Annotated in this window: 22 protein-coding genes; 10 read left to right on the forward strand and 12 right to left on the reverse strand. The window is 56.2% G+C overall.

Annotation, left to right across the window (positions count from 1 at the left end; translation table 11 throughout):
• Positions 1-25: 25 nt before the first annotated feature.
• A complete protein-coding gene (locus CFT68_RS08465) occupies positions 26-2,320 on the reverse strand; it encodes an aconitate hydratase (RefSeq protein ID WP_088842966.1) in 2,295 nt (764 codons plus the stop codon).
• Positions 2,321-2,574: 254 nt separating this feature from the next.
• On the opposite strand from CFT68_RS08465, the gene CFT68_RS08470 reads away from it, so the two are divergent.
• Positions 2,575-3,912 (forward strand): peroxiredoxin family protein, encoded by a 1,338-nt coding sequence (locus tag CFT68_RS08470; protein ID WP_088842967.1) that lies wholly within the window; start codon positions 2,575-2,577, stop codon positions 3,910-3,912.
• A gap of 277 nt (positions 3,913-4,189) precedes the next feature.
• On the opposite strand, the gene CFT68_RS08475 is transcribed toward CFT68_RS08470, so the two are convergent.
• Entirely contained in the window at positions 4,190-4,753 is a 564-nt protein-coding gene (locus CFT68_RS08475; RefSeq protein ID WP_088842968.1) for a GNAT family N-acetyltransferase, read from the reverse strand.
• 203 nt (positions 4,754-4,956) lie between these two features.
• Between CFT68_RS08475 and CFT68_RS08480 the strand changes: the two genes are divergently transcribed.
• Positions 4,957-5,424, forward strand: coding sequence for a hypothetical protein (locus tag CFT68_RS08480; protein ID WP_088842969.1), 468 nt, complete (start codon positions 4,957-4,959; stop codon positions 5,422-5,424).
• 248 nt (positions 5,425-5,672) lie between these two features.
• A complete protein-coding gene (locus CFT68_RS08485) occupies positions 5,673-5,972 on the forward strand; it encodes a hypothetical protein (protein WP_088842970.1) in 300 nt (99 codons plus the stop codon).
• Between the two features lie 80 nt (positions 5,973-6,052).
• Here the strand turns inward: CFT68_RS08485 and CFT68_RS08490 are convergent, their stop codons facing one another.
• Positions 6,053-7,033: a polyprenyl synthetase family protein gene (locus CFT68_RS08490; RefSeq protein ID WP_088842971.1), complete on the reverse strand. Its 981-nt coding sequence runs from the start codon at positions 7,031-7,033 to the stop codon at positions 6,053-6,055.
• 254 nt (positions 7,034-7,287) lie between these two features.
• Between CFT68_RS08490 and CFT68_RS08495 the strand changes: the two genes are divergently transcribed.
• Genes CFT68_RS08495 through folK form a run of 3 tightly spaced genes read left to right on the forward strand, consistent with a single transcriptional unit; the run spans position 7,288 to position 9,265 of the window.
• Positions 7,288-8,160, forward strand: a complete 873-nt coding sequence (locus tag CFT68_RS08495; protein WP_088843722.1) for an alpha/beta hydrolase family protein — start codon at positions 7,288-7,290, stop codon at positions 8,158-8,160.
• A 4-nt stretch (positions 8,161-8,164) separates the two neighbouring features.
• Complete coding sequence (locus CFT68_RS21490; protein ID WP_141106496.1) at positions 8,165-8,776, forward strand: hypothetical protein; 612 nt, start codon at positions 8,165-8,167, stop codon at positions 8,774-8,776.
• A gap of 3 nt (positions 8,777-8,779) precedes the next feature.
• Complete coding sequence (gene folK / locus CFT68_RS08500) at positions 8,780-9,265, forward strand: 2-amino-4-hydroxy-6-hydroxymethyldihydropteridine diphosphokinase (protein WP_088842972.1); 486 nt, start codon at positions 8,780-8,782, stop codon at positions 9,263-9,265.
• 23 nt (positions 9,266-9,288) lie between these two features.
• Here folK and CFT68_RS08505 read toward each other — a convergent pair whose 3' ends face one another.
• From CFT68_RS08505 to CFT68_RS08520, 4 genes are all read right to left on the reverse strand, one after another.
• Positions 9,289-10,467 (reverse strand): hypothetical protein, encoded by a 1,179-nt coding sequence (locus CFT68_RS08505; protein WP_088842973.1) that lies wholly within the window; start codon positions 10,465-10,467, stop codon positions 9,289-9,291.
• A gap of 11 nt (positions 10,468-10,478) precedes the next feature.
• Positions 10,479-11,363 (reverse strand): ACP S-malonyltransferase, encoded by an 885-nt coding sequence (fabD, locus tag CFT68_RS08510; protein WP_088842974.1) that lies wholly within the window; start codon positions 11,361-11,363, stop codon positions 10,479-10,481.
• A gap of 89 nt (positions 11,364-11,452) precedes the next feature.
• Positions 11,453-11,761, reverse strand: a complete 309-nt coding sequence (locus tag CFT68_RS08515) for a hypothetical protein (protein WP_088842975.1) — start codon at positions 11,759-11,761, stop codon at positions 11,453-11,455.
• Between the two features lie 67 nt (positions 11,762-11,828).
• Positions 11,829-14,720, reverse strand: a complete 2,892-nt coding sequence (locus CFT68_RS08520; RefSeq protein ID WP_088842976.1) for a T9SS type B sorting domain-containing protein — start codon at positions 14,718-14,720, stop codon at positions 11,829-11,831.
• Positions 14,721-14,964: 244 nt separating this feature from the next.
• Here CFT68_RS08520 and CFT68_RS08525 point away from each other — a divergent pair, with 244 nt between their 5' ends.
• From CFT68_RS08525 to CFT68_RS08540, 4 genes are all read left to right on the forward strand, one after another.
• A complete protein-coding gene (locus tag CFT68_RS08525; protein WP_088842977.1) occupies positions 14,965-15,732 on the forward strand; it encodes a succinate dehydrogenase cytochrome b subunit in 768 nt (255 codons plus the stop codon).
• 24 nt (positions 15,733-15,756) lie between these two features.
• A complete protein-coding gene (locus CFT68_RS08530; RefSeq protein ID WP_088842978.1) occupies positions 15,757-17,691 on the forward strand; it encodes a fumarate reductase/succinate dehydrogenase flavoprotein subunit in 1,935 nt (644 codons plus the stop codon).
• A 155-nt stretch (positions 17,692-17,846) separates the two neighbouring features.
• Entirely contained in the window at positions 17,847-18,602 is a 756-nt protein-coding gene (locus CFT68_RS08535; protein ID WP_088842979.1) for a succinate dehydrogenase/fumarate reductase iron-sulfur subunit, read from the forward strand.
• A gap of 137 nt (positions 18,603-18,739) precedes the next feature.
• Complete coding sequence (locus CFT68_RS08540) at positions 18,740-19,267, forward strand: NADPH-dependent FMN reductase (protein ID WP_088842980.1); 528 nt, start codon at positions 18,740-18,742, stop codon at positions 19,265-19,267.
• Positions 19,268-19,678: 411 nt separating this feature from the next.
• Here the strand turns inward: CFT68_RS08540 and ftsZ are convergent, their stop codons facing one another.
• From ftsZ to murG, 5 genes are all read right to left on the reverse strand, one after another.
• Entirely contained in the window at positions 19,679-21,190 is a 1,512-nt protein-coding gene (gene ftsZ, locus CFT68_RS08545; RefSeq protein ID WP_088842981.1) for a cell division protein FtsZ, read from the reverse strand.
• 112 nt (positions 21,191-21,302) lie between these two features.
• Entirely contained in the window at positions 21,303-22,703 is a 1,401-nt protein-coding gene (gene ftsA, locus CFT68_RS08550; protein WP_088842982.1) for a cell division protein FtsA, read from the reverse strand.
• An 85-nt stretch (positions 22,704-22,788) separates the two neighbouring features.
• Complete coding sequence (locus CFT68_RS08555; RefSeq protein WP_088842983.1) at positions 22,789-23,553, reverse strand: cell division protein FtsQ/DivIB; 765 nt, start codon at positions 23,551-23,553, stop codon at positions 22,789-22,791.
• Positions 23,537-24,976: a UDP-N-acetylmuramate--L-alanine ligase gene (murC, locus tag CFT68_RS08560; protein ID WP_088842984.1), complete on the reverse strand. Its 1,440-nt coding sequence runs from the start codon at positions 24,974-24,976 to the stop codon at positions 23,537-23,539. Before murC ends, CFT68_RS08555 begins: the two co-directional genes overlap by 17 nt.
• Positions 24,976-26,100 (reverse strand): undecaprenyldiphospho-muramoylpentapeptide beta-N-acetylglucosaminyltransferase, encoded by a 1,125-nt coding sequence (gene murG, locus CFT68_RS08565; RefSeq protein WP_088842985.1) that lies wholly within the window; start codon positions 26,098-26,100, stop codon positions 24,976-24,978. The genes murC and murG overlap by 1 nt, the downstream gene beginning before the upstream one ends.
• Positions 26,101-26,118: the final 18 nt, after the last annotated feature.

Genomic DNA, 26,118 nt, shown 5'->3' on the forward strand with positions numbered 1-26,118 from the left:
GTTTTGTGTGACGCTAGGCTCAGTATTATTTCTGCGACAGTTGGGCGCTGCCCGACTCCTGCAGACGGATCAGGTTCAGGGCCGAGCCGGCTTTGAACCACTCAATCTGACCTTCGTTGTAAGTGTGGTTTACCGTGATGAGGTCGGTGTCACCATCGGAATGGTGCAGACGAACCTGCAGCGGCTGACCTGGCGCGAACGAGGTGAGGCCGAGGATGTCGATGGTGTCGTCCTCCTCAATCAGGTCGTAGTCGGCCTTGTTGGCGAAGGTCAGGGCCAGCATGCCCTGCTTCTTCAGGTTGGTTTCGTGGATACGAGCGAAGCTCTTCACCAAAATGGCGCGCACGCCTAGGTGGCGGGGCTCCATGGCGGCGTGCTCCCGCGACGAACCTTCCCCGTAGTTCTCGTCACCTACTACAATAGAGCCAATGCCCTGTGCTTTGTAGTTACGCGCAACCTGCGGAACGGCCGAGTAAGGCGTGCCCTGGGTCAGGCCGTCTTTCACAGAGTTAGCTTCGCCGTTGAAGGCGTTGGTAGCTCCGATCAGCATGTTGTTGGAGATGTTGTCCAGGTGGCCACGGTACTTCAACCATGGGCCGGCCATCGAGATGTGGTCGGTGGTGCACTTGCCCTGAGCCTTGATAAGCAGACGCAACCCTTTCAGGTCGGTGCCTTCCCATGGCTTGAACGGGTCGAGCAGCTGCAGACGGTCAGAGCCAGAATCTACGATTACCTGTACCCCCGAGCTGTCGGCAGCTGGGGCCTGGTAGCCGGCATCTTCTACAGCGTAACCCTGGGGCGGCATTTCTAGGCCACGGGGCTCGTCGAAGCGCACCTGCTGACCGTCTTTGGTGGTCAGCGTGTCAACCAGCGGGTTGAAGGTCAGGTCGCCGGCAATGGCGAAAGCCGTCACGATTTCGGGCGAGGCCACGAATGCGTGCGTGTTCGGGTTGCCGTCGTTGCGCTTGGCGAAGTTCCGGTTGAACGAGGTGATGATGGAGTTACGACGCTTGGGGTCGTCGGTGTGGCGGGCCCACTGGCCGATGCACGGACCGCAGGCGTTAGCCAGCACTACGCCACCCATCTGAGCGAAGGTATCCAGCAGACCATCACGCTCCACGGTGTAGCGCACCAGCTCCGAGCCGGGAGTTACGGTGAACTCGGCATTTACGGTCAGGCCTTTGGATACCGCCTGCTCGGCGATGGAAGCCGCACGGGTGATGTCTTCGTAGGAAGAGTTGGTGCAGGAACCGATGAGGCCTACTTCCAGCTTCTCAGGCCAGCCATGCTCTTTTACAGCCGCCGCAAACTGCGAAATCGGCCAAGCTGCGTCCGGCGTGAACGGACCGTTCACGTAAGGCTCCAACTCGTCGAGGTTGATTTCGATCAGCTGATCGTAGAAGTTTTCGGGGTTAGCGTACACTTCGTCGTCGGCGCGCAGGTGGTGCGCAACAGCGGCAGCAGCATCGGCAATTTCGGCGCGCTCGGTGCCACGCAGATAGTCGCCCATCTTCTCATCGTAGCTGAACACCGACGTGGTAGCCCCGATTTCAGCACCCATGTTGCAAATGGTGCCTTTGCCGGTAGCAGATAGGCTGTTAGCACCTTCGCCGAAGTATTCAACAATAGCACCGGTACCGCCTTTTACGGTCAGGATACCGGCAACTTTCAGGATTACGTCTTTGGCCGATGTCCAACCGCTCATTTTGCCGGTCAGCTTCACGCCGATTACTTTCGGGAACTTCAGCTCCCAAGCCATGCCAGCCATTACGTCTACGGCATCAGCACCACCTACGCCAATCGCAATCATGCCTAGGCCACCTGCGTTGGGAGTGTGCGAGTCAGTACCGATCATCATGCCGCCGGGGAAGGCGTAGTTCTCGAGTACTACCTGGTGAATGATGCCAGCGCCCGGCTTCCAGAAGCCGATGCCATATTTATTGGAAACCGAGGCCAGGAAGTCGTACACTTCCTTGTTTTCGGTGTTGGCAATGGCCAAATCCTCATCGGCTCCTTCTTTAGCCTGAATCAGGTGGTCGCAGTGAACGGTGCTGGGCACAGCCACTTTAGGTTTACCAGCCTGCATGAACTGCAACAGCGCCATCTGGGCCGTGGCGTCCTGCATGGCTACGCGGTCCGGAGCGAAGTCGACGTAGGAAACGCCCCGCTCATACGCCTGCGAAACAGTGCCGCCGTACAGGTGAGCGTACAGGATTTTTTCAGTCAGGGTAAGCGGGCGGCCAACGGCGGTACGGGCGGCTTCAATGCGGGAGCCCATGCCATCGTACACGGCCTTGATCATTTCTAAGTCAAACGCCATAATGCGAAAGGGAAAATAGTGGAGAGAACGAACCTGCTAGCGGCAGGTCCGCAAATATACGTATAGGCGGTTGCGAGAGCCAAAACTTTCCAAGGTTTGCCAGAACCAATGGCCAACTGCCCGTAGCAGTGGCCTACGGAACAGTTCTGGTGGCCTAGAACTGAAAGTTGGTGCTACATTCGCGGCCTTAGTATTTAAACTAACAGAGCCTCTCTGTAGTTTAGGCACGAACCATTCATCTTATACTTTTTCCAATGCCCGTAGCCTTCTCATTTCGCAAGGCCATAGCCGGGGCCGGACTCGCGCTGGCCGCGGTGGCCTGTCAGTCCAATTCGACGACCTCTGAAAACCAAGCCGCCGATGCTTCCGGCGCGGCTGCTTCTCCGCTTAGCGCTGGCACTTGGCGCGGCGTACTTTCTACCCAAGGCCAGGAAATCCCGTTTCTTTTTGATGTAGCCACCGACGGCGGCAAGCCCACCGTGACGCTGCGCAACGGCGAGGAGCGCCTGAAGCTCGACGAAATCAGCACGGCCGGCGACTCTACGACGATTCGTTTGGGTGTATTTGATGCCGCGCTGGTAGTACGCCCCAATGGTACCGACAAGCTCAAAGGCGCGTGGGTGAAGTACGATGGCAAAGAGCCGTACCGGGTGGCTTTCTCAGCCAGTAAAGCTTCTGCTTCGCAGGATTTATTCACTGGTGGCACCAAAAAGGCCGAAGTCTACGGTGACTTAAAGCAGGGCGCGACTTTCCGCACGGAATTCAAGGACGACGAAGGCGAAACTTACCCAGCTGTTGGAATCATCCAGCAAGACTCTACCGGCGGCTCCGGCATTACGGGTACGTTCCTGACTACTACCGGCGACTACCGCTACTTGGCAGGCAACCTGGTAACGAAAGCCGATGGGGAGCACGTGCTGCTTTCTACGTTTGACGGCAGCCACGGCTTCTTGTTCGATGGCAAACTCGATAAACCCGGCAACATCAACAGCATCAAAGGCGACTTCTACAGCGGTAAATCGGGCCACGAAACCTGGACGGCCACGCTCGACTCCAACGCCAAGCTGCCCGATGCCAACGCCCTGACAGGTATGAAACCTGGCCAGAAAAAGCTCGACTTCAAGTTCCCGAACATCTTCGAGGGCGGCAGCATCTCCCCCACCGACCCCAAGTACGCGGGCAAAGTAGTGGTGCTGCAAATCCTGGGCTCGTGGTGCCCCAACTGCATGGACGAAACCAACTTCCTGGCGCCCTGGTACGAGAAGAACAAGCAGCGCGGCGTAGAAATTATAGGCCTAGGCTACGAGCGCACCGCCGACCAGAAGCTGGCCTCGCAGAAACTCCTCAAAATGAAGCAGCGCATGAATATCGGCTACGACATAGCTGTGGCCGGTCAAGCTTCAGCAGCCGAAGCAAGCAAGTCATTGCCGCAACTGGCGAAGGTGCTGGCTTTCCCCACCACCATCTTCCTGGACAAGAAAGGCGAAGTACGCAAGATCCACACGGGCTTCTCGGGTCCCGGCACTGGCAAATATTACCAGCAGGAAATCGCGGAATTCAATAAAACGATTGACCAATTGCTGGCAGAGTAGCTAGGCCTGTAGGCCACTATGCTAGCCCACAGAAAAAGCAAAGGCCTGTTTCCAAAAGGAAGCAGGTCTTTGCTTTTTAGAAAGTACGTCATCCTGAGCAGCGCGAAGGATCTTGCCACGGCAGCACGAGGTGCTAGGCCACTTGTTCAGGCGTAACCAGGTCCTTCGCGGTGCTCAGGATGACGTGCGAGGATATCAAGTTAGCCTAGCAACATCAGCACGCAAGATGCCTCGGCAAGCTCGGCATGACGTTCTATTTATAACCTATAGGAAGTTACTACCTACCCCGTGGCCGCTCCAGCAGCAGAATAGGCTCGTTGTGATAGGTAGCGAGGGCGAACTGCTGGAAGCCAAACTTGTAGGCCACTTTCAGGGAGGCAGCGTTGTCGGGGTCGATGATGCAGGTCATGCGGGAGGTGGGGAACTGCGCATCGGCCCACTGCAGGGCGGCTTGCACGGCCTGGCTGGCATAGCCGCGGCCGTGGATGCGCGAGGCCAGCGCCCAGCCGGCCTCCAGCGTGCCTTTGATGGAGGGTGTTAGGTCGCGCTGAAAATCAAAGAACCCCACGGTGCCAATGAAGCGGCCGGTGGCTTTTTCTTCCACTGACCACGCGCCATAACCTAGCAAGCTCCAGTGGCCCTGCTGGGCCAACAGACGTCGCCACGCATCCTCTTCGGTTTGCGGTTTGCCGCCTACATAGCGGTAGAAATTGGGGTCGGCCGCCATTGCGGCAAACTCGGGCAAATCAGTGATGCGGGGACCGCGCAGAAGCAAATCGGGGGTTTCGAGCTGAGGAACTGCCGTGGATGGAGCAGATAGTAAACTCAGAGGTGCTGTCATGCGGGCAAGGTAACAAAATAGCGCCGCGGCAGGAAGAAAGCAGCCTTCCCGGTTGGGCGATTAAACTACCGGATTGGTCGGATTTATCAGGGCAATGATGGATAACCGCGCTGGCGGGCCAGAAGGCGGCACCTGGTTTGAATGAAGGGAGACAGAACGCAGCGTCACACACTCCTCCACTCAACCTCACATTCATACTTACCATGAAAAAGCAACTGTTCAGCCTCGCCCTTCTCCTCAGCCTCGGTACTTCACTGGTAGCCAGCGCCGCTCCCTTAGCAGGCCAAGTCCAAGACCACGACCGTATCAGCCGCAGCGACCATGACCGCCAAGGCAGAAAAGATGGCCAAGGCCGCCAGCGCCGCCAGGAAGAAATGGCCCGCGACTTAGGTCTCAGCACCAAGCAAAAAGACAAACTGGAGAAGATTTTCCAGGACCAGCACAAGCAGATGCAAGCGCTGCACAACCGCCAGGGCCTCGACCGCGACAAGAAAATGAGCGAAGCCAAGAGCATCCGAAAAAGCACCGATAAGAAGCTTAAAAGCGCGCTTTCCAAAGACCAGTACGCTAAGCTGGAAGCCAAACGCCAGGAGCGCCACCGCGACATGGGCCAGCGCAACGGCCGGCAGGAGAACAACCGCCGCGACTTTGGAGGCCAGCGCCGCAGCTAGGCCAGTGCCCAAGGTGGCCTAGCGCAGTACGCCACTTTATAGGGTAACAATACCGCTAACGGCGGCTCACGTTTTAGGCGTGGGCCGCCGTTTTTGCGTGTTGTAGGCCACTGTTTATGTGGGAGTTGTGGCCTAGGCCTCTCGTGAGGCTTACCTTTTTGACGCCGGCTGCGTACCATTCCTCATGCGGCTGAGTTTCAGTTCCCCTCGCCCTGAGTTCCTTTCTCCAACACCAAACTCTCTTCCCTATGTGGATTCAACAGAAAAGCACGCCTGCTCCGCTCGACGAACTGCAGGGCCACACCGTAGGCCTCAAATTCGAGTGTAATAAGTGTAATACGGAAGTATTCACCGACTCCATTGGCGTGCCCGCCGCCGACCATCTGGCCAACTCCATGGAAGACGACGGCCAATATGAAACCGAAGAAATCAAATGCCCCGGCTGCGACATGACCCACGCCATTACGGTGAAGAGCACCTTTGATGGCGTGCATTTCGATGTATCAGATGTGCAGCCAGAGAAAGTGGCCTACCAGATAAACCACTAGTTGTTAGCTGCATACCAACACCAACAAAAGCGCCACCTCGGGTTGAGGTGGCGCTTTTTGTCGTTGTACATCTATATCGCTTACTTCTCCCGCTCGATGGTATAGTTAATCAACTGCTCCAGGGAGTTACGCGAGGGCGAAGCCGGAAACGTGCGCAGAATGGTCAGGGCTTCGTCGCGGTAGCGCTCCATCACGCCGATGGCGTACTGTAGGCCACCCGATTTCTTTACAAAGTCGATAACGGCCTGCACGCGGTCTTTGCGGCCATCGTTGTTTTTCACGTTGAAGATGACGCGGCGCTTGGTCAGCCAGTCGGCCTGCTGCAGGGCATAGATGAGCGGCAGCGTCATTTTCTTCTCCTTAATATCAATGCCTACGGGCTTGCCTACCTCGTCGGTACCGAAGTCAAACAGGTCGTCTTTGATTTGGAAGGCCATGCCCACTTTCTCGCCAAAGAGCCGGGCACGCTCAATCACTTCTTTGCTGGCGCCGGTGGAGGCAGCGCCCACCGCGCAGCAGGACGCAATGAGTGAGGCCGTTTTCTGCCGGATAATATCGAAGTACACGTCCTCCGTAATATCCAGGCGGCGTGCTTTTTCAATCTGCAATAGCTCGCCTTCGCTCAGCTCGCGCACGGCGTTATTGACGATTTTGAGCAGATCGAAATCGTCGTTTTCGAGGGCCAGCTGCAAGCCACGAGCCAGCAGATAGTCGCCCACGAGAACTGCAATCTTGTTTTTCCAGAGTGCATTAATGGAAAAGAAGCCGCGGCGGTAGTTGCTTTCATCCACTACATCGTCGTGCACCAGCGTGGCCGTGTGCAGCAGCTCGATGAGGGCAGCACCGCGGAAGGATGCTTCCGGCAGCGGGTCGCCTCCGCTGATTTTGGCCGTGAAGAACACGAACATCGGCCGGATCTGCTTGCCCTTGCGCTTCACAATGTAGCCCATGATCTTATCCAGCAGCAGCTGCTTGGTTTGCATGGACTGGCGGAATTTCTTCTCGAATTCCTCCATTTCAGCGGCAATGGGCGCCTGTATCTGGTCCAGCGTTACGTTCATGGGGGTATTTTGGGCGCTGCAATGATACGGGGAAAATGATGAAATAGTGAGGTTGGCGCTACGTCATTATCAAGCCGACACAGAAGTTAGCCCGTGGCCGAATACGTTGCTGCTGGCTCATCAGTATGCCTAAACAGTGGAGCTGGCTCGATTGTCTTTAACCAGAAGCACAACAAGCGGTGTTGCCTAGGCTTGGCCTCTTCGCTTCTTGCGTATCAATACCTTTTCAGTTGCTGCTGCCTACCTTCGCTTCCATGCAAACTCAGCCGGTCCGCCTCGATTTTCAGCTCTCCTCGCCCCACCACAGCCGGCCTTTTGAAGCCGATGCGCGCTACCTGCCCACTGGCCAGCCCAAGCCGGTAGTCGTGTTTGTACACGGCTTTAAGGGCTTTAAAGACTGGGGCCACTTCAACCTGATGGCCGATTACTTTGCCCAGCAGGGGTTTGTGTTCGTGAAGCTGAACCTCTCGCACAATGGCCTAGTAGTGGGCGGCACTGGCGACCTGGAAGATTTGGAAGCTTTCGGCAAAAATAACTTTAGCCTGGAGCTCGACGACATCGGGGTGCTGCTCGATACGTTATGCTCTGCTGATGCTTCCCCCCTTCCGCCTACGGAGGCTGATGCCGCGCGCCTGGCGCTGGTAGGCCACAGCCGCGGTGGCGGCTTGGTGTTGCTGAAAGCAGCTGAGGACCCGCGCGTGAAAGCCACCGTAACGTGGGCCGCCATCAGCAACGTGAACCCCGGCTGGACCGAGGAGCTGATGCAGCACTGGCATCAACAAGGCGTGTTTCACGTTGAAAACAGCCGCACCAAGCAGCAGCTGCCGCTCTACTACCAGATTGTAGAGGACTACCATACTAACCGGCTGCGCCTCAATATCCCGCACAATGTTCGCCGCAAGCTACGCAACCACCCCCTGCTCATCGTACACGGCGACCAGGACGAAACGGTGTCGCTGGACAGGGCCCACGAGCTCAAAAGCTGGCAACCTGCCGCAGAGTTGGCCATTTTGCCCGGCGTGACGCACAACTTCGGGGGCGGCCACCCCTGGCCTACAGATGCGCTACCCGCCGAAGCCCAGCAAACCGCCGACATCACGATAGATTTTCTGCGCCGCACACTCTAGGCCTATGTCCTTAAGGAAAACATTTACCACACTATTTGTACTGGCTGTCAATTTCTACTTTGTAAGCTTCGTATTGGGGATAGCAGCCGGATTGTACACGAATGAGCAAGGCTCTATTCCACCCTTGGCAAGTGTTTTACTTTCTCTAGCGTCCTTGGCAATTTGCATTGTTTATCAAGTTGGCAGAAAGTATATCATCTTTTACAGCCCAGGCGAGTTAGTCATTGGCAACTACAGCAAAACAGACATATTAAACCAACACAGCCCTTTCTCTATTTCTCGTATTCCCCTGTTCTTGCTACTATTCCTAACCTTGGCTCTACCTGGTAATTTTCTGGATGGTTTAAGTGAAGGAGCAGTATTTACGCTGCCACGCTTGCTCATCCTCTCAGTGCTATATGGCAGCTTTTATTTAGGAACTGCTCGTTTTTTCTCACAACCGACATTACTGGCAGCAGCTTTATTTTCAGGAGGATTGCTTCTGTCATCGATGTTGAGCCGCTCTCTAAGTGTGGAAGGGGATGCGGTAAGCGAGGTATTCCTACTCATGGCTGGACTTTGGTTAGTTGCCTGGCTGATTTACCGACGCTTCCCAAAACCACTTTCAACAAATTAGCCTGTGCCCACTACATACCTCTTGCTAGGCTCCAACATCGGCGACCGTGTTGCTATTCTTCGCGAAGCCGTAGAGCAGCTTTCCGTACTGGCGGGAACAGTTGAGAAAATTTCGGGCCTGTATGAAACGGCCGCTTGGGGCCTGGAAGATCAGCCGGCATTTTTGAACCAGGCGGTGCAGCTACACACCCTTCTGCCGGCGGAGCAGCTGCTGGATGCGTGCCAACGCGTAGAACAGCTGGCTGGCCGGGAGCGGCTGATGCGCTGGGGGGCGCGTACGCTGGATGTGGATATTTTGCTCTATGACGCTGAGGTAATACTGACTGAACGCCTCTCAGTGCCGCACACGCGCCTACCGGAACGGCGGTTTGCCTTGGTTCCATTGGCTGAAATTGCGCCCTCAACTATACATCCGGTGCTAGGCCAGTCCGTTTCGGAACTGCTGGCCGCGTGCCCCGACCCGTTGCCAGTAAGCCTGTATGCCATGTGATTTTGGCTTTTGCCCGTTCCTGCTTAGTTGATGGCAGAAGCTGTTTCAACCATGAGCGGCATTTCGCGGCAGGCCTGGGCGTTGCGGATGGTACGGGCAGCAGAATACGTGAGGATAAAGAGGCCTAGCGCTGCCATCAGGATGGGCCAACGATTAAGCAGGCGCTGCCCGCCCGCCAGCAGTAGTAGCCAGATTGGGCCATACAACACCGTCAGGTAGCGTTCTGCATCCGTGACGTCGCCGGCACTGCGGCTCCAGCCATTGGTGAGAATGTGCAGCACAATGTAAGCCACTACAGAAGTCAGCAGTACCACGCCAAACTCAGCCGGCAGCACTCGACTTGCCCGACTAAGTAGCACTAACAACCCAATCAGCAACAGGCCAAACACCCAGGGCATAGGCCAAATGAAAGTAGGCAGCGGTAGTAGCCAGCGCATAAGCGCATAGCCATAAGCGCTCATCGGGTTCAGCAAAAAGGCCGTTCCGGGGTCGAATACAAATGGAATGGGGATACCGACGCGCCAAACATAGAGCTGCCAGAGCACGCCGCCTATGCTGGCCCCGGCCAAGTGGCCTAGCACCCGCTTCAGCGGCCAGCGCTGCTGGTCATGCAGCAGCAAGAGGCCTAGGCCAATACCGAACAGCAAGAACAGGCCGGAGGTACGTTGCAGCGGCAATAGCACCCCCACAGCCGTAGCAGCCAACAGCCACCCGAATCGGGCGGAACGATGGTACTGATAAAGTGCCACCACATAGCCCGCGAACAACAGCTCAAACAGCGGCTCTGACCACACAAACTTGGCGGCCACCAACAGCGGCGCCGAGAAGCCCAGCACCATGGCATAAAGCCTGCTAGTACCAGATGTAGGCAAGAGGCGCCAGCCCAGCCAGCTCCATAAGGCTACCGCTCCGAGCGTGCTCAGCAGCTGCCCAGCCACCAGCAGCCAGTTTTGCTTAAGGAACACGCCGGGCGCCAGCGTTATCGGGTACAGAGGCCCCCAAAAGGAATACACCGTGCCATCGGGGTTGCGCAACTGCCCCGCGGCGGCCATACTACGGGCCGCCGAGAGGTAGTACACTGAGTCGCTGGTGCCCGCCAGGCCCGGCCACAGCGCGTAGGCTAGTAGCCCCGCCGAGAGGCCTAGTGCAACCAAAGTCCAGGCCCAGGGCGGCAGTTGGGTGTTCCTCAGGGCTGGCAACATGCGGCAGCAGCTTAGCTGGCGGAGCTAATGGCCACTTCCGGCACAATTTTCTTCACCAGCCCCTGCAGCACTTTACCGGGGCCGCACTCCACAAACTCGGTGGCGCCATCCTGCACCATGCGCTGCACACTCTGCGTCCAGCGAACCGGGGCCGTGAGCTGGCGCACCAGGTTTTCGCGGATTTCGTCGGGGTCGGTGTGGGGGGCAGCATCTACGTTCTGGTACACGGGGCAAATGCCGGCCGAGAAGGTAGTGGTGGCAATAGCCTGAGCCAGCGCCGCTTCCGCCGACTGCATCAGGGGCGAGTGGAAGGCCCCTCCTACCGGCAGCGGCAAGGCGCGCTTGGCACCAGCAGCTTTCAGCTGCTCGCAGGCCAGCTCAATACCACGCTGTGAGCCCGATACCACCAATTGACCGGGGCAGTTATAGTTGGCAGCTACCACCACGTTGCCCGCTTCGCTGATTTCGCGGCAGATACGGGCCGTCGTTTCATCATCGAGGCCCAAGATGGCGGCCATGGTGCCGGGCTGCTCCTGGCAGGCGGCCTGCATGGCCTGGGCCCGCTGCGCCACTAGCCGAAGGGCATCTTCAAACTTGAGCACCTTGGCCGCTACCAGAGCCGAAAACTCGCCGAGTGAATGGCCTGCTACCATAGCAGGGCGCAGATCGGGCAGTACGGAGGCCAGGGCTACAGAGTGCAGGAAGATAGCTGGCTGCGTAACATCGGTGCGGCGCAGGTCTTCTTCGGAGCCTGAGAACATAACGTCCGTCAGGGAGAAACCCAGGAGTTCATTGGCCTGCTCCATCAGGCGCTTAGCCTCAGGATGCTGCTCGTACAAGTCGCGGCCCATGCCACTAAACTGGCTGCCTTGGCCAGGAAAAACAACTGCTTTCACTTGAAGGAATTTTTAGGTTTGAAGACAAAGTAAAGCCACGCACCACGCAAGGGAGTGGCCTAGCGCTGCCGCAAGCTGCTACAAAATCTCTATTTCACCATGAGGGTGGTAACGGCTCCCGTCTGCTTATCCACTTCAAACGCGGCGGCATTGGGCATGCGTTTGGCCCAATCAGTACGGGGCACCATCACCTGCCACTTTGTATCTACATCAACTACGCGTGCCGAGTCAGTCAAGTACAGGGCCGCATTCGGCTGTTCCTTTACATAGCGGGCCACAGCAGCACGTGCTTCGGTTTCAGTTGGGGCTGGCTGCACAGTAGCCGTCGGTACCGTTTGCGACTGGCAGCTGGCTAGGCCATCCAGCAAGCCCAGGAATAGAATGCAGGTCTTTATCATGCCACAAAGAAAAGGAGCGGACAACTACTGTCCGCTCCTTTTCTTTTCTAGGCCTATCTGCTAGTGCTTAGCGGTTCAGTTGCAACCACCCTTTGAAGGTGCGCTTCGTGCCGTTAGCATCGCCAAACTCTACTTCGGCCTGATAAAAATACATGCCTTCCGAAGCCTTGGCACCTTGCCCGCCTTCGCCACTGCCCCCACCCGTCCAGTTGATGAGGGGGTCTTTGTCGCTTTCATAAATCTTCACGCCCCAACGGTTGAAAATCTTCACGTTGGTACGCTTGATGGGGCTGAAAACCTTGGGTCGGAAGGTATCATTCTTGCCGTCACCGTTCGGGGTAAAGATGTTAGGCAGCAGAAAGAGCAAGCAGTTATCATTGCACGCGGTATTACTGAGCAGACTGCGCGTACCGGCGGCATCCACTGCGCGCACGGCATAGCAGCCCTGCGCAGACTTAAGTCCGGTGTGGGCATACGTGGTTTGCGTACCGGGCACCGTGGCTAATACCTGCAACGAGTCGTTGGGCGTAGGCGCGTAATACAGGATATACGAAGCCACGTTTCGGCTACAATCTGCCGTTGGCTGATTGCTGAGCGTCCAGCTAAGGTTGTTGGTGTAGATCTGCCCGCTGGCTGGGGTAGCAGGCAACTCAAACAGCCGACTCGCCAAACTGTCGCAATTGATTGGCTTCAGCGTCAGGACGGGCGTACACAGCACCGGCGACAGCACCACGCACCGCTCCTGGCTCAAGTTAATGAGCGAGTCGGGCCGCGCAATGTCATAGGTGCCATTAGTCTTGACGTAGTAGCAATAGGTATTCCCCTTCACCAGCGGGCCCCGAACCGTACCCCGGTCGACATATGTGCCGCCGGTAGTAGTGCCCGTTACTTTCGCAATGGGCAGGTAAGTGCCGGTAGTGCCTTCGCGACGGTAGATGGTGGAGGGGCGCTTCGAGTTATCCCAGGGCACATTATAGGTCCAGGTCAGGGTTACGGCGTTGGTCAGCAAGTCGGCGGCGGTATTCACCCGCACGCTGGAAGCAGGTCCGGTGGTTTCCACCAAAACCGGCGAGTTTGGGGTAGCCAGGGTATTGCTGAAGAACTCCAGCTTATAGACATAAGCATTGTCGAGCGTATTCAGGCCAACCTCCGTATCCACGAACGTGGTGTCATTCAGGTTGGTAATCGTACGCAACGGCGTGGTTGGGAAGGTAGTGCCCGCCTGGCCTACAGCCCGGTACAGGCGGTAGCCAACTGGCGCATTGAAGCTAGCTGTAGGAGCAGGCTTGGTCCAGCGCACCGTAATCTGGCCATTGGTGGCGGCCGTGCGGTCTACAGTTACGTTAGTGAAACGAGCCGAGCGGCCTTGCAAGGTCAGGCAGGCTTCGTTGGAGGCAATGCTCTCGCCACCGGCAGGCCTGGCAAACTGCACGTAAATACGGTAGCAGTACTTCTTGCCGCGCTCCAGCCCTAGGCCATTCCGATCATCAATAAACGTGCGGCTTCCCACCGCAACAGAGCCAATTTGGGTATAGCCGGCCGATGCCGGAATACCGGTTTCACAATCGCCGGGCGTGAAGTTTGATTCGTTTTCCTTCCGGAAAATCAGGATCTGGGCGCCCGGGTTTTGGCAAGTGTAGCTTTCCCAGTTGAGCTGGGCCGTATTCCCTACCTGCGCCACTCGTAGGTTTTGCGGCGCCGGCCCTATCACCCTGATGCGCCAGACGCGTTCATCAATCAAGGTAGCGCCACAGTTGTTCAGAGGCCGGTCCTCCGCTTTAAACAGCACTTGGTGTGGCTCCGACTGAATATTCAGGCAAGTGGGCGTCCAGGTAAACGTGCCCCGGGCGGTAGGTGGGCCGGGCGCCGTTTGCGTAAACGATGCTGGCCGCGGAAGCATCCCGCCAAAAGCGGAAAGCAGCACCGGCTGATTTTCGGGGTCAGTGGCGGTTACTAGGCCAGTCACGGGCGTGCCGGCTATTACGCACAAGTCGGCGGGCACCGTGATGGTAGGCCGGAGGTTGTTGTTGTTGCCTACCGTTACCTGCATGTCCCGGGTGTATTCGCCAATCAGGCGGGCCCGGCTACCAGCTATCCGGCGCCATTCCCGCACCTTAAAAGCAAAGTTATAATCGCCGGCTGTCGCGGGAGCATTCCAGACTATCTGGCCCGTAAGTGGGTTTTGGTCAAATATAGCCGCACTTCCATCTACGCCAACAGGAGGTCCTACATACGGCACCTGTACGGCTGATCCTACTGCGTTAGGAAACACAAAACCGATACTAGTAACCGGGATAGGTGTGTTTCGGTTGTTGCCTGTCTGGGCCAACACAGCAGGTACACCACCGGGCACATATCTACTTGGCGTCAACTCATAAGATAATGAGTCGCCATCGGGGTCAGAAGCAGCAGGGTTGTGTAGAAAAACCTGCCGTAAGCCTGCCCTGTCATAGGCAGGAGCATTTAGGATAGGCGACCGATTGATGCCCAGAGCCGGGTCAATCGTAATAAATGAGGAAACATAAAAGCTCTGCGATGCAGACTCTACCATGTTCCGCACCCCAATGCTGCGGTTTTCGCTCACATAATGTACTGTATATTGGCCGGGTGCAGGGTATGTATGCTCGAAATAGTACACGTTTCGGAAGGTCGTGCCGTCGCAGCCCACTGGGGTTTTGCTGACCCGCTTGATAGCCCGCTCTCCTGAAAAAGTGCCATCGCCAAAAAATATGGTTACTTCATCTTCTGTTACAGTGGTGCCCGCGCTGCTCTCATACACCACCATTTTAAAGAAGATGCGACGGGGATTTCGGGCGGCAGTAGTATCTGTTTTAGCCTGTATGTCGCCAGCACGTAGGTGAGTGGCAAAGGCAGCCGGCGTAAATCCACCGTAGACCAGTACCAACACCAGTAGCACCAAACCCAGCCGGGCGGCGCGATTAAGTAGCGGAAGCTTCATAGAATCAGGGTATTACAAGTCCAATAAAACTCAGGGAGAGAAGGTCAGGAAAAAAGCCTCAGAAACCTAACAAAAAACCAGGTGGTAGGGTTAGTTCTATGATGCAAGGTTCTAACGGGGCTAGCCGTAGATAGATTCACTCTAACGTGACTAACGTGAAAGGACAGCGCAGATTGTTTGCTACCTAGTTGGAACCTACCTTTGGCCAGTACAACCGACCTACCCAAACCCTTTAGTAGCTCTTATGAGTTGGATAACAAAAACCTTCTCCAGCAGCATTGGCCGCAAAATCATTATGGCCGTAACGGGCCTGTTTCTTTGCTCCTTTCTCGTCGTTCATTTGCTGATTAACCTGCAGATGCTACGCCACGATGGCGGCGCTTCTTTTAACTTCTGGGCCGAATTTATGGGTACCAACCCCGTAATCCGGTTTATGGAAATAGTACTGATGCTGGGCCTGCTGGCGCACATCTACCAAGGCCTGTCATTGGCCCTGAAAAACAGAAAAGCCCGGGGTGCTCAGGGTTACGTTTCTAATCACTCAGAGAAGAACTCGCAATGGGCTTCGCGCAACATGGCCCTGCTCGGCACCCTGCTCCTGATCTTCCTGATTGTGCACCTGATGAACTTCTGGATTCGCTCCCGGTTTGATGCTATGGGTGGCCTAGCCGAAGTGCGGGTACCTAACTTAGATCATCCGGTTGGCGACTTGTATTCTGTGGCAGCTGCTTCCTTCAAAATACCTTGGTACGTGGCATTGTACGCCCTGGCCCAGATTGCGCTTGGCTACCACCTCTGGCACGGCTTCCGGAGCGGTTTCCAGACGCTGGGACTCAGCCACCGCAAGTACACACCAGCCATCTACATGACGGGCTACGGCTTCTCCGTCATCATTGCTCTCCTGTTTGCCCTGATTCCGCTGGTGATGTTCTTCAGCTCGGCCTACCAGCCGCGGCCAGCCACGGGTAATACCGTGGAACAGTCACTCACAACGGAGCCGGCCCTTCGCTAGCCCCCACCATTTTCATTTTAGCGTATGATACTGGATTCCAAAATTCCCGAAGGGCCTTTGGCCGAGAAGTGGGACAAGCATAAGTTCAACGTCAAGCTGGTAAACCCAGCTAACAAGCGCAAGTACGACGTTATTATAGTTGGCACTGGCCTAGCCGGTGCTTCTGCCGCAGCTTCCCTGGCTGAGCTGGGCTACAACGTTAAGGCGTTTACCTATCACGATTCTCCTCGTCGCGCGCACTCTATTGCCGCGCAGGGCGGTATCAATGCTGCCAAAAACTACCAGAACGACGGTGACTCGGTTTACCGCTTGTTCTACGATACTGTTAAAGGAGGTGACTACAGAGCCCGCGAAGCCAACGTGTATCGCCTGGCGCAGGTATCTGTAAACATCATCGACCAATGCGTAGCGCAAGGCGTGCCCTTCGCCCGTGAATACGGCGGACTGCTGGCTAACCGCTCCTTCGGGGGTGCTCAGGTAAGCCGCACGTTCTACGCCCGTGGCCAGACCGGACAGCAGTTGTTGCTGGGCGCCTATTCGGCTCTCTCGCGCCAGGTGGCCTACGGCAAGGTAAAACTCTACACCCGCAGCGAAATGCTGGATCTGGTGGTAGTAGATGGCCAGGCCCGCGGCATTATTACCCGTAACCTGATTACGGGTGAAATTGAACAGCATGCAGCACATGCTGTAGTGTTGGCCACTGGAGGCTATGGCAACGTATTCTACCTGAGCACCAACGCCAAGTATTGCAATGCAACGGCGGCATGGCGTGCGCACAAAAAAGGCGCATTCTTCGCCAACCCTTGCTTCACGCAGATTCACCCTACCTGCATCCCCGTATCCGGCGACTACCAGTCGAAACTGACGCTCATGTCGGAATCGTTGCGTAACGACGGACGGGTGTGGGTTCCGGCAACCAAGGAAACCGCCGAGCGTTTGCGCAAAGGCGAAATCCGGGTTACCGATATTAAAGAAGAAGACCGCGACTACTTCCTGGAGCGCAAATACCCCGCTTTCGGTAACCTGGTACCGCGCGACGTAGCTTCCCGCAACGCCAAGCAGATGTGCGACGAAGGCCGTGGTGTAGGCTCCTCAGGCCTGGCCGTGTACCTCGACTTCGCTGAGATTATCCAGCGCACCGGTGCCGAAGCAGTTAGCCAGAAGTACGGCAACCTGTTCGATATGTACGCCAAAATCACTGGCGAGAACCCCTACGAGCAGCCCATGCGCATCTATCCTGCGGTGCACTACACTATGGGTGGCCTATGGGTTGACTACAACCTGCAGACCACGGTACCTGGCCTATACGCTACCGGCGAGTGTAACTTCTCCGACCACGGTGCCAACCGCCTCGGCGCTTCGGCTCTGATGCAGGGCTTAGCAGATGGCTACTTCGTAATTCCCTATACCATTGGTGATTACTTGGCTCAGACTGCTCCTAAGCCTGTTACTACCGACCACCCTGCCTTCAAGGAGGCCGAAGCCGAAGTACACGCTCGAGTACAGAAGCTGATGAGCATCAATGGCACGCGCACTCCCGACGATTTTCACAAGGCGCTAGGCCACATCATGTGGGAGTATTGCGGTATGGCTCGTACGGCTGAGGGTCTGCAGCACGCCAAGAGAGAAATTCAGAAGCTCCGCCAGGAATTCTGGAGCGACCTGAAGTTGGCGGGCACAGAAACCGAGATGAACCAAGCACTGGAGAAAGCCGGCCGCGTGGCTGACTTCCTGGAGCTTGGTGAGCTCATGGTGGATGATGCGTACGACCGCAACGAAAGCTGCGGTGGCCACTTCCGTGAAGAATACCAGACGCCAGAAGGCGAAGCTCTCCGCGACGACGAGCATTACGCTTATGTAGCCGCTTGGGAATATCAGGGCGACAATCAGCCGGAGAAACTCAACAAGGAAGAGCTGGTGTTTGAAAACGTGAAGCTCACGCAGCGTAGCTATAAGTAATGTTGGATTTTGAATGTTGAGTGTTGACCGGATACCGGCCTGCTAGGCCTCCGTATCCGGTCAGCCTTCTACTCCCACAAATTCATTCGGCATTTAAAATTCAAAATTCAAAACGTCTAATAAAAATGGCTGGAAGTAACCCCAACGCCAAACCGATGAATCTCACGCTGAAAGTGTGGCGGCAGAAAAGCCGTAACACCGAAGGCCGCATCGTGGATTATCAGGTAAAAGACATTTCCCCGGATATGTCGTTCCTGGAAATGCTCGACGTATTAAATGAAGACCTGCTGCGCCAAGGCGATGAGCCGGTAGCCTTCGACCACGACTGCCGCGAGGGTATTTGTGGTTCGTGCAACCTGTTCATCAATGGTCGTGCACATGGCCCGGAGGCTGGCACTACTACTTGCCAGCTGCATATGCGGAAGTTTTCCGATGGTGACACTATCACCATCGAACCCTGGCGCGCCGCTGCTTTTCCCGTCAATAAAGACCTGAGCGTAGACCGCTCGGCCTTCGACCGGATTATCCAGGCAGGTGGTTACGTTTCGGTAAACACGGGCGGCTCGCCTGACGCAAACGAAATTCCAATCCCAAAGGAAATTGCTGACCGTGCTTTTGAGGCCGCTACCTGCATTGGTTGCGGTGCGTGCGTTGCAGCCTGCAAAAATGCCTCGGCTATGCTATTCGTTTCGGCGAAAGTAAGCCAGTTGGCTTTGTTGCCCCAAGGCCACGTAGAGCGCAATACCCGTGTAGAAAACATGGTAGCGCAGATGGACAAAGAAGGGTTTGGTGCCTGCACCAATATTGGCTCGTGCGCTGCTGAATGCCCCGTAGGCATTTCCCTGGAAAACATTGCCATTCTCAACCGCGAATTCCTGTCGGCAAAGGCCACCTCGAATAACCTTGCGTAGAGTTTACAGTTACTAGCATACGGAAAAGCGAATCGGGCAACCGGTTCGCTTTTTTGTTGCGGTCTGCTTGCCCCAATGAGCACCAGCAAACATCTGTATTATCGGCTCCTGTTGCTTTTACCTCTTTTCTCGTCTTCATGATAACCGTCATTGCCGGCACAAACCGCCCTAACTCTCGCGCTCGTCGTCTGGCAGAGTATTATGGCCACTTGCTCACGGAGCGCGGAGCAGACTATCGGATTTTGGATCTGATGGAATTACCCGTTGACTTTACCACCACGGCGCTTTACCACAACACCGGCAACCATGAGCATTTCAACCAGCTGGTGGCGATGGCCGAAGCGGCCGATAAGCTGGTATTTATTGTACCCGAATACAACTGCTCTTTCCCCGGAGTGTTGAAGGCCTTCATCGACGGCCTCCCCTATCCGGGCGGAATCCGAGGCAAAAAAGCAGCCCTTGTAGGCCTGTCATCGGGCGGCCAGGGCGGGCTGCTCCCACTCAACCATCTCACCGACGTACTCATGTACCTGGGCACGGCCGTACTGCCTCAGCGTGTCCGGCTTCCTTTCATCGATAAGCATTTAACGGGAGAAGGCCTGCTCACGGAGCCTCTATATCAGCAGTTGCTTCGCGAGCAGGTAGCTGAACTCCTTGCCTTTTAGCTTAGTGGCCATTAAGTAGCCTCGCGCAAACTTTGGGTATGCCTCCGCGCCGTTTTGCCTCGTAGAGCCAAGAGAGTGGCCTAGAAACCTTCCTTTTAATCTGAACGGCGTATATTCACTTATGCTTAGAAGGTTGACTCATTTTCTGGTTTTTGCAGGCATTCTCGTAGCGGTAAGCTGTAATACGGCAGCTCCCCGGGCCTCCTCTCGGGGCCGTACGCTTAGCCCCGACCGGGAAATAGGGGAGCCAGCCCGCTTTCCCACTGATTCTGCAGAGATGAACCCGAAGGATTCGCTTGGGAAGCCGCCGGTTCAGCCCTAGATCTGCTCACACACCTCTTTTGCTATCTCGCCGACATAAAAAAAGCCCCTGTGTCTATCACAGGGGCTTTTTTTATTCGGCTAAATCACTTAGTCCACGTTGTCGTGTAGAAAGCGGTTATCGCCCAACAACTCGTTATCATCAGAGAGATTAAAGCGGCTGATGTTCTGCTCAGAGGATGGCACCACGTTTTCCAGCTTCACCTGACGACGCAGATAAGCCGGCGTCTCCAGCTGGTCTTTAATAGCATCCGTTGTCAACCCGCTGCTGAGCTCCTGCAACCGCCGACGGCGTTCCTCGGCACGGGCATCCAGTGTCGGACGGTTAAGGGTATGCTGCACCGTTGGCTGTGGAGCCGCCTGAGGAGCAGCCTGCTGATACAATACCGGGTCGGCGGCTGGGGCTGAAGGAGCCGAAACAACCGGCGGCACATAGCCTACTGGAGCCGGTGATGTCTCCAGATCAAACTTTACTGGCTGCGGTTCTGGGGCTGCTACTGGCTCCGGAGCGCCGAACGTAGGCACAGCTGGAGCTGACTCCTGACGCTCTTTATCGAAGATGTTGATCTGCGACTCGGGCGAAGGTGTATAGGCGTTTTCGGAACCACGGGGTACTACTGAAGTAATGTTGTGTGCCTCGCGGGCAAAGCCGGTCGCAATTACCGTTACCCGGATGCTCTGGCCTAGCGTAGGGTCGATTCCGTGGCCGAAGATAACTTCGGCGTTCTGGCCGGCTTTCTCCTGAATGCACTCAGTGATTTCCGTCAGCTCATCCATTTCCAGCTCGGCCTGGTCGCCCGACATAATGCTGAGCAGGATGCGCTGAGCACCATGAATGTCCGTGTTATTAAGCAACGGCGAAGCCAGAGCCTCTTCAGCGGCCCGTTGGGCACGGTTCTCGCCCTCCGTGATGCTGCTGCCCATTACGGCCGCACCAGAATCCTTCATGACCGTTTTCACGTCTTCAAAGTCGACGTTTACATCGGCCGTGACGGTAATGATTTCGGCAATAGATTTGGCGGCGGTGCTCAGTACGTTATCCGCTTTGGCGAAAGCAGAGCGGATAGGCAGGTTGCCGTAGATCTCGCGCAGCTTATCGTTAAGAATCACCAGCACCGTGTCGCAGTTGTCGCTCAGCTCCTTAATGCCTTGCTCTGCCTGCTGGCGCTTCTTCTTCCCTTCGAACATGAAAGGCGCCGTCACGATGCCTACCGTGAGGATGCCCAGCTCTTTGGCTACTTTGGCAATTACTGGTGCAGCCCCGGTACCGGTGCCGCCGCCCATACCGGCCGTGATGAACACCATCTTGGTACCGTTGCTAAGCAGCTCCCGGATTTGCTCCCGGCTCTCTATAGCCGCCTGCTTGCCTCGCTCGGGGTTAGCGCCTGCTCCCAGCCCTTCGGTCAGGTCGGCGCCAATCTGTAGGCGGTTCGGTACAGTGGAAGAAGCCAGCGCCTGCTTATCGGTGTTGCAAATGACGAACTCCACGTCCTTAATGCCTTGGCTAAACATGTGGTTTACGGCATTAGAGCCGCCTCCACCTACGCCAATCACCTTTATGATGGACCTGGACTGCGCCGGAATATCAAATGTAAAATTCATGTGTTGTCAATTAAAAATTAAGACTTGAGAATTAAAACCTGAGCATCCAACTGACTATCAGCACACGCCAACAGCTCGTTTTTAATTTTTAATTCTCAATTCTCAATTGACTTTAGTACTGTTTGTCGTCGAAATCATCAATCAGCAATCCTTTCGTACGGCTGATGATGTCTTGGAAAAATTTACCAGCTCCCGAGGGCTTTTTAGAGGCTTCGGGCTGTGCAGCAGCAGTCTGGGGCTGCTGAGCGGCCGGCTGAGGAGCCGGCGCTGCTGCTGGCCGTGGTTCCGGCGCGGCTGGGCGCTGATACACATGCTGCTGCGGCTCGGGCTCTTCTAGGCCACGCTGGGCCATGCGGTCGTCGAGGGAGCGGTAGCCGGCCAACACCAGGCCTACGGTAGTGGCATACATCGGCGACTTTACAGCCTCGATGCGGCTCTTACCGAGGTGCTCATTCGGGTAACCAATACGGGTATCCATGCCCGTCACATATTCCGTGAGCTGCACCAGGTTCTGCAGCTGCGAACCACCACCCGTCAGGACAATCCCGGCGGCTAGTTTTTCTTGGAAGCCCAGGCGCTGAATCTCGGCATACACCAGCTCCACAATTTCCTCCATGCGGGCCTCAATGATGTAGGCCAGGTTCTTAAGGGAAATTTCTTTGGGAGCCCTGTCGCGTAGGCCAGGGATGCTCACGATTTCGTACTCGCTGGCTTCCTCGGCAATGGCTTTACCGAACTTCACCTTAAGCTGCTCGGCCTGGTTTTGCATCACCAGGCAGCCTTGCTTGATATCCGAGGTTACAATGTTGCCACCAAATGGCAGCACGGCCGCGTGGCGGATAATGCCATCCTTGAAGATAGCCAGATCCGTAGTGCCGCCTCCAATATCAATCAGGGCCACACCAGCTTCCTTCTCCTCGTCGCTGAGTACCGACATAGAAGAAGCCAGCGGCTCCAGAATCAGATTATCGATTTCCAGACCGGCCTTGGTAACGCACTTATTGATGTTGTTGATAGCCGTACTCTGGGCTGTGATGATGTGGAAGTTGCCCTCCAGGCGTACTCCCGACATTCCCACCGGGTCCATAATACCTTCCTCGTAATCCACCTTGTAGTCCTGGGGCATTACGTGGATGATTTCGGAGCCGGGTGGCGTCACCAACCGATACATGTCATTGGTGAGGCGGTTCACATCGTCGAGCGTGATTTCGTTGTCAGAAGACGCGCGCGTGATGCTACCGTTGTGCTGCAGGCTGCGGATGTGCTGCCCTGCAATGCCCACGTTCACTACGCCGATATTGATTCCTGACTGCTCCTCAGCCTGCCGGATTGCTTTCTTGATAGCGTCCACCGTTTTGTCGATGTTCGACACAATACCGCGCACTACTCCTTCCGACACAGCTTTACCCATGCCCAGAATTTCCAGCTTACCAAATTCGTTTTTGCGCCCTACCAGAGCACAAATTTTGGTGGTACCAATGTCGAGGCCGACTACAATCTTATCGTTTTGCATGAGGAGGGAGGGCGAGGGTTGGGGTTGCTGGCAGGTAGGTTGTGGGTAGAAAAACGCGGTTTTTTAGCGTTTTATGCAGATATAGTTATTCACAGATGATTTGGTCCTTGAACTCGACGTTGACGCGGTGGTACGTGTCCCAGCCCAAAACCGGAGGAATTTGACGGTAAAATACCATCAGTTTCGCAAATTTTTCCGAAATATTCTCAGGAAAGCCAAATTCTACTCGTTGGTCGCCTACTTGCTGGGTAAAAGAGAGCTTCCCATTCGGACTAATAAACACCTCGGCGACCTGTGCGCGCCAAAATGGTTTCTCGTCAATATAGCGCAGAAATTCGAGGTATTGCTGTCCCGTACTGTCCTGGAAAAACGAATCGGTGAGTGGCTGTCCGCCTAAACGCGCAATAGGCACCACGCGGGCCGTGAAAAGCGGCGACAACGGCAGCTTCTCCCCTACCGCATCGAGGTAGTAATCCTGCCGAGTATCGGAGTGGACTAACCGAGCAATGGGGCGGTTTTGGCGAACGTCGGCGTGCAGGTTGCCCGCCAGATCGCGGTACACCTGGGCATCTTTTACGAAGCTATGGGCTTTTAGGCGGGCTTCCAGTGCTTTCAGATTCAGCTCTCCGGGGTCAGTTCCTTCCAAACGGTCACGCCCCTGGCGGGTGAGCAGGCTGGTGACTTCCTGCTCGCTGATGAAGAAGTTGTTGAACTCGTTGCTGATGCGCACGATAACGCCCCCCACCGGCCGATGCGTCTGCCGGAAGCCTGCAAACACCGCTAGGCCACCTAATAATAGGAGGCAACCAGTGGCAAACAGCAAATGATTGGCTTTACGCTTCAGCTCCATTCCAGCGAATATCCAAAATATTCTTTAAACGTGGCACAAGTTTATCAATATCCCCGGCACCAACTGTGGCTAATACGTCAAAATTCGTGTCGGTTTCGGCATTTCGCAAAATTTCTTCCCAGCTCTGCAGAGATTTTAGGGGTGCTGTGATTTGGGACAAAATCAATTCTGAGGTGACGCCGGGCATTGGAAGCTCCCGCGCCGGGTAAATGTCCATCAGCACTACTTCGTCGGCAAGGCTCAGACTCTCAGCGAATCCGGCAGCAAAGTCGTGGGTACGGGAGAACAGATGAGGTTGAAATATGACGCGCACCCGGCGGCCCGGATACAAGGTCCGAAGGGAACGAAGAAAGGCCTCAATTTCGCGTGGATGATGGGCATAATCATCCACATAAACTTTGTCAGGGTGTGTGGCTCCGGCTGTCAGAATGAACTCGAAGCGGCGCTTCACCCCCCGATAAGCTGCCACAGCGGCATGCAGCTGCTCGGGCGTGAGGCCGTACAACTGGCCTACACAGGCCGCGGCCAGCATATTCTCTACGTTGTGGTAGCCTGGTACCGCCAGCTCTAGGCCACTTACCGTGCCTTGCGGGCCGTGCAGATCGAAGCGAAACTGGTGCCCCTGCGCCGATATAGCATCGGCGTACAGCTCAGGACCCTGTTCTGGTGAGAGGCCATACCGAATAACGCGCACACCTGCGGGCGCGGCCTGGGCTACGCTGGCGTCGGCGGTGTGGTTAATGATGAGCGTACCGCCGGGCTTGATCTGGCCTACAAACTGCCGGAACGAATCTACCAGCGCCTCTTTGTTGCCATAAATATCCAGATGGTCGGCGTCGGTACTCGTGATGATGGCTACATCGGGGAACAGCGTCAGGAAGCTCCGGTCGTATTCGTCGGCTTCTACTACTACCGGAGCAGTGTCAGCGGAGCTGGCAGGTGGCAATAGCAGGTTAGAACCCAGATTCACAGAGATGCCGCCCAGAAAGGCCGCACACGGTACGCCGGCATGGTGCAGCAAATGGGCCACCATGCTGCTGGTGGTGGTTTTGCCGTGCGTGCCCGCCACGGCAATAGTAGGCCGGCCTTGCGTGAGGAGGCCTAGAACCTGGCTACGCTTCCGGATATCGTAGCCCTGCTCGCGGAGCCAGGCCCACTCCTGGTGGTCCTTCGGGATGGCAGGCGTAAGCACCACCAGCGTCTGGGCTTTGTTCTCGCGGACTTCTTGCGGAATATTTTCCACGGCGTCCTGATAATGCACCACAATACCTTCTGCCGCCAATGCTTGCGTCAGGGGCGTGGGGGTTTTGTCGTAGCCGCTCACCGAGTGCCCGTTGGCCCGAAACCAGCGCGCCAGCGCCGACATACCGATGCCGCCAATACCCAGAAAGAAGACGTGCGGGAATGCTGCTACAGGGTTCATTAGCTTTCCATGAGGGCTAGAAGTTCGTCCACAATGGTGGTAGTGGCATCGGGGCGAGCCAAGGCCCGGATGTTGGTGGCCAGCTGTTGCTGCCGCGCGGAGTCTTGCAAGAGGCCTAGCGCTTCGTCGTAGAGGCGCGTTCCTGCCTCGGCATCCGACACGAGCAACGCAGCATTGCGTGAGGATAGCGCTAGCGCGTTTTTAGTTTGGTGGTCTTCGGCCACGTTGGGCGAGGGCACCAGGATGCTGGGCTTGCCCGTGAGGCACAGCTCCGACACTGATAGCGCTCCGGCGCGGCTAATTACCACATCAGCGGCGGCGTAGGCCAGGTCCATCCGACGCACAAACTCCAGAGCCTTTAGGTTATCGGCGGCAAATGGGGCGGCTTGTTTTTCGGCTTCCGGAAAGTAGAGCTTGCCGGTTTGCCAGAGCAGTTGCACGCCCGCCTCTCGCAGGCGCGGTAGGGCCGCTGCCGTAGCATGGTTCAGGGTGCGGGCACCCAGGCTGCCCCCAATAACCAGCAGCACAGGCTTATCAGCAGAAAGACCGAAAAAGCGCAAAGCCTCCTCACGCTGCCCACTGGCAATTTCGGTGCGCACGGGGTTACCAGTCAGCACGATTTTATCAGCGGGGAAGAATTGCTGCATGCCTTCATAGGCCACACAAATGCGCTGCACGCGCTTGGCCAGCAGCTTGTTCACGAGGCCGGCGTAAGAGTTTTGTTCCTGAACCAGGGCCGGAATGCCCCGCGAGGTAGCGGCCAGCAGCACGGGCGCTGAGGCATAGCCGCCCACTCCTACCACCACATCGGGCCGAAACTCCTCAATCAGCTTACCGGCCTTGCGCACCGCCCGCATCACTTTGATAGGGAAAAGCAGATTCTCCGGCGTCAGGCGGCGCTGTAGGCCACTGATATCGAGGCCCACAATCTTGTAGCCGGCCTCCGGCACACGCGTCATTTCCATGCGGCCGTTGGCACCCACGAATAGTATCTCGGCATCGGGCTGACGGCGACGCAACTCATTGGCAATGGCCACGGCCGGAAATATATGCCCACCGGTACCGCCGCCACTGATGATGACGCGGTAAGGAGCCGGACTAGATTTGGATGAAGTTGTGGGCATTCAGGTTATCAAAATGAA

The organism is Hymenobacter gelipurpurascens, assembly GCF_900187375.1.
Classification (GTDB): Bacteria; Bacteroidota; Bacteroidia; order Cytophagales; family Hymenobacteraceae; genus Hymenobacter; species Hymenobacter gelipurpurascens.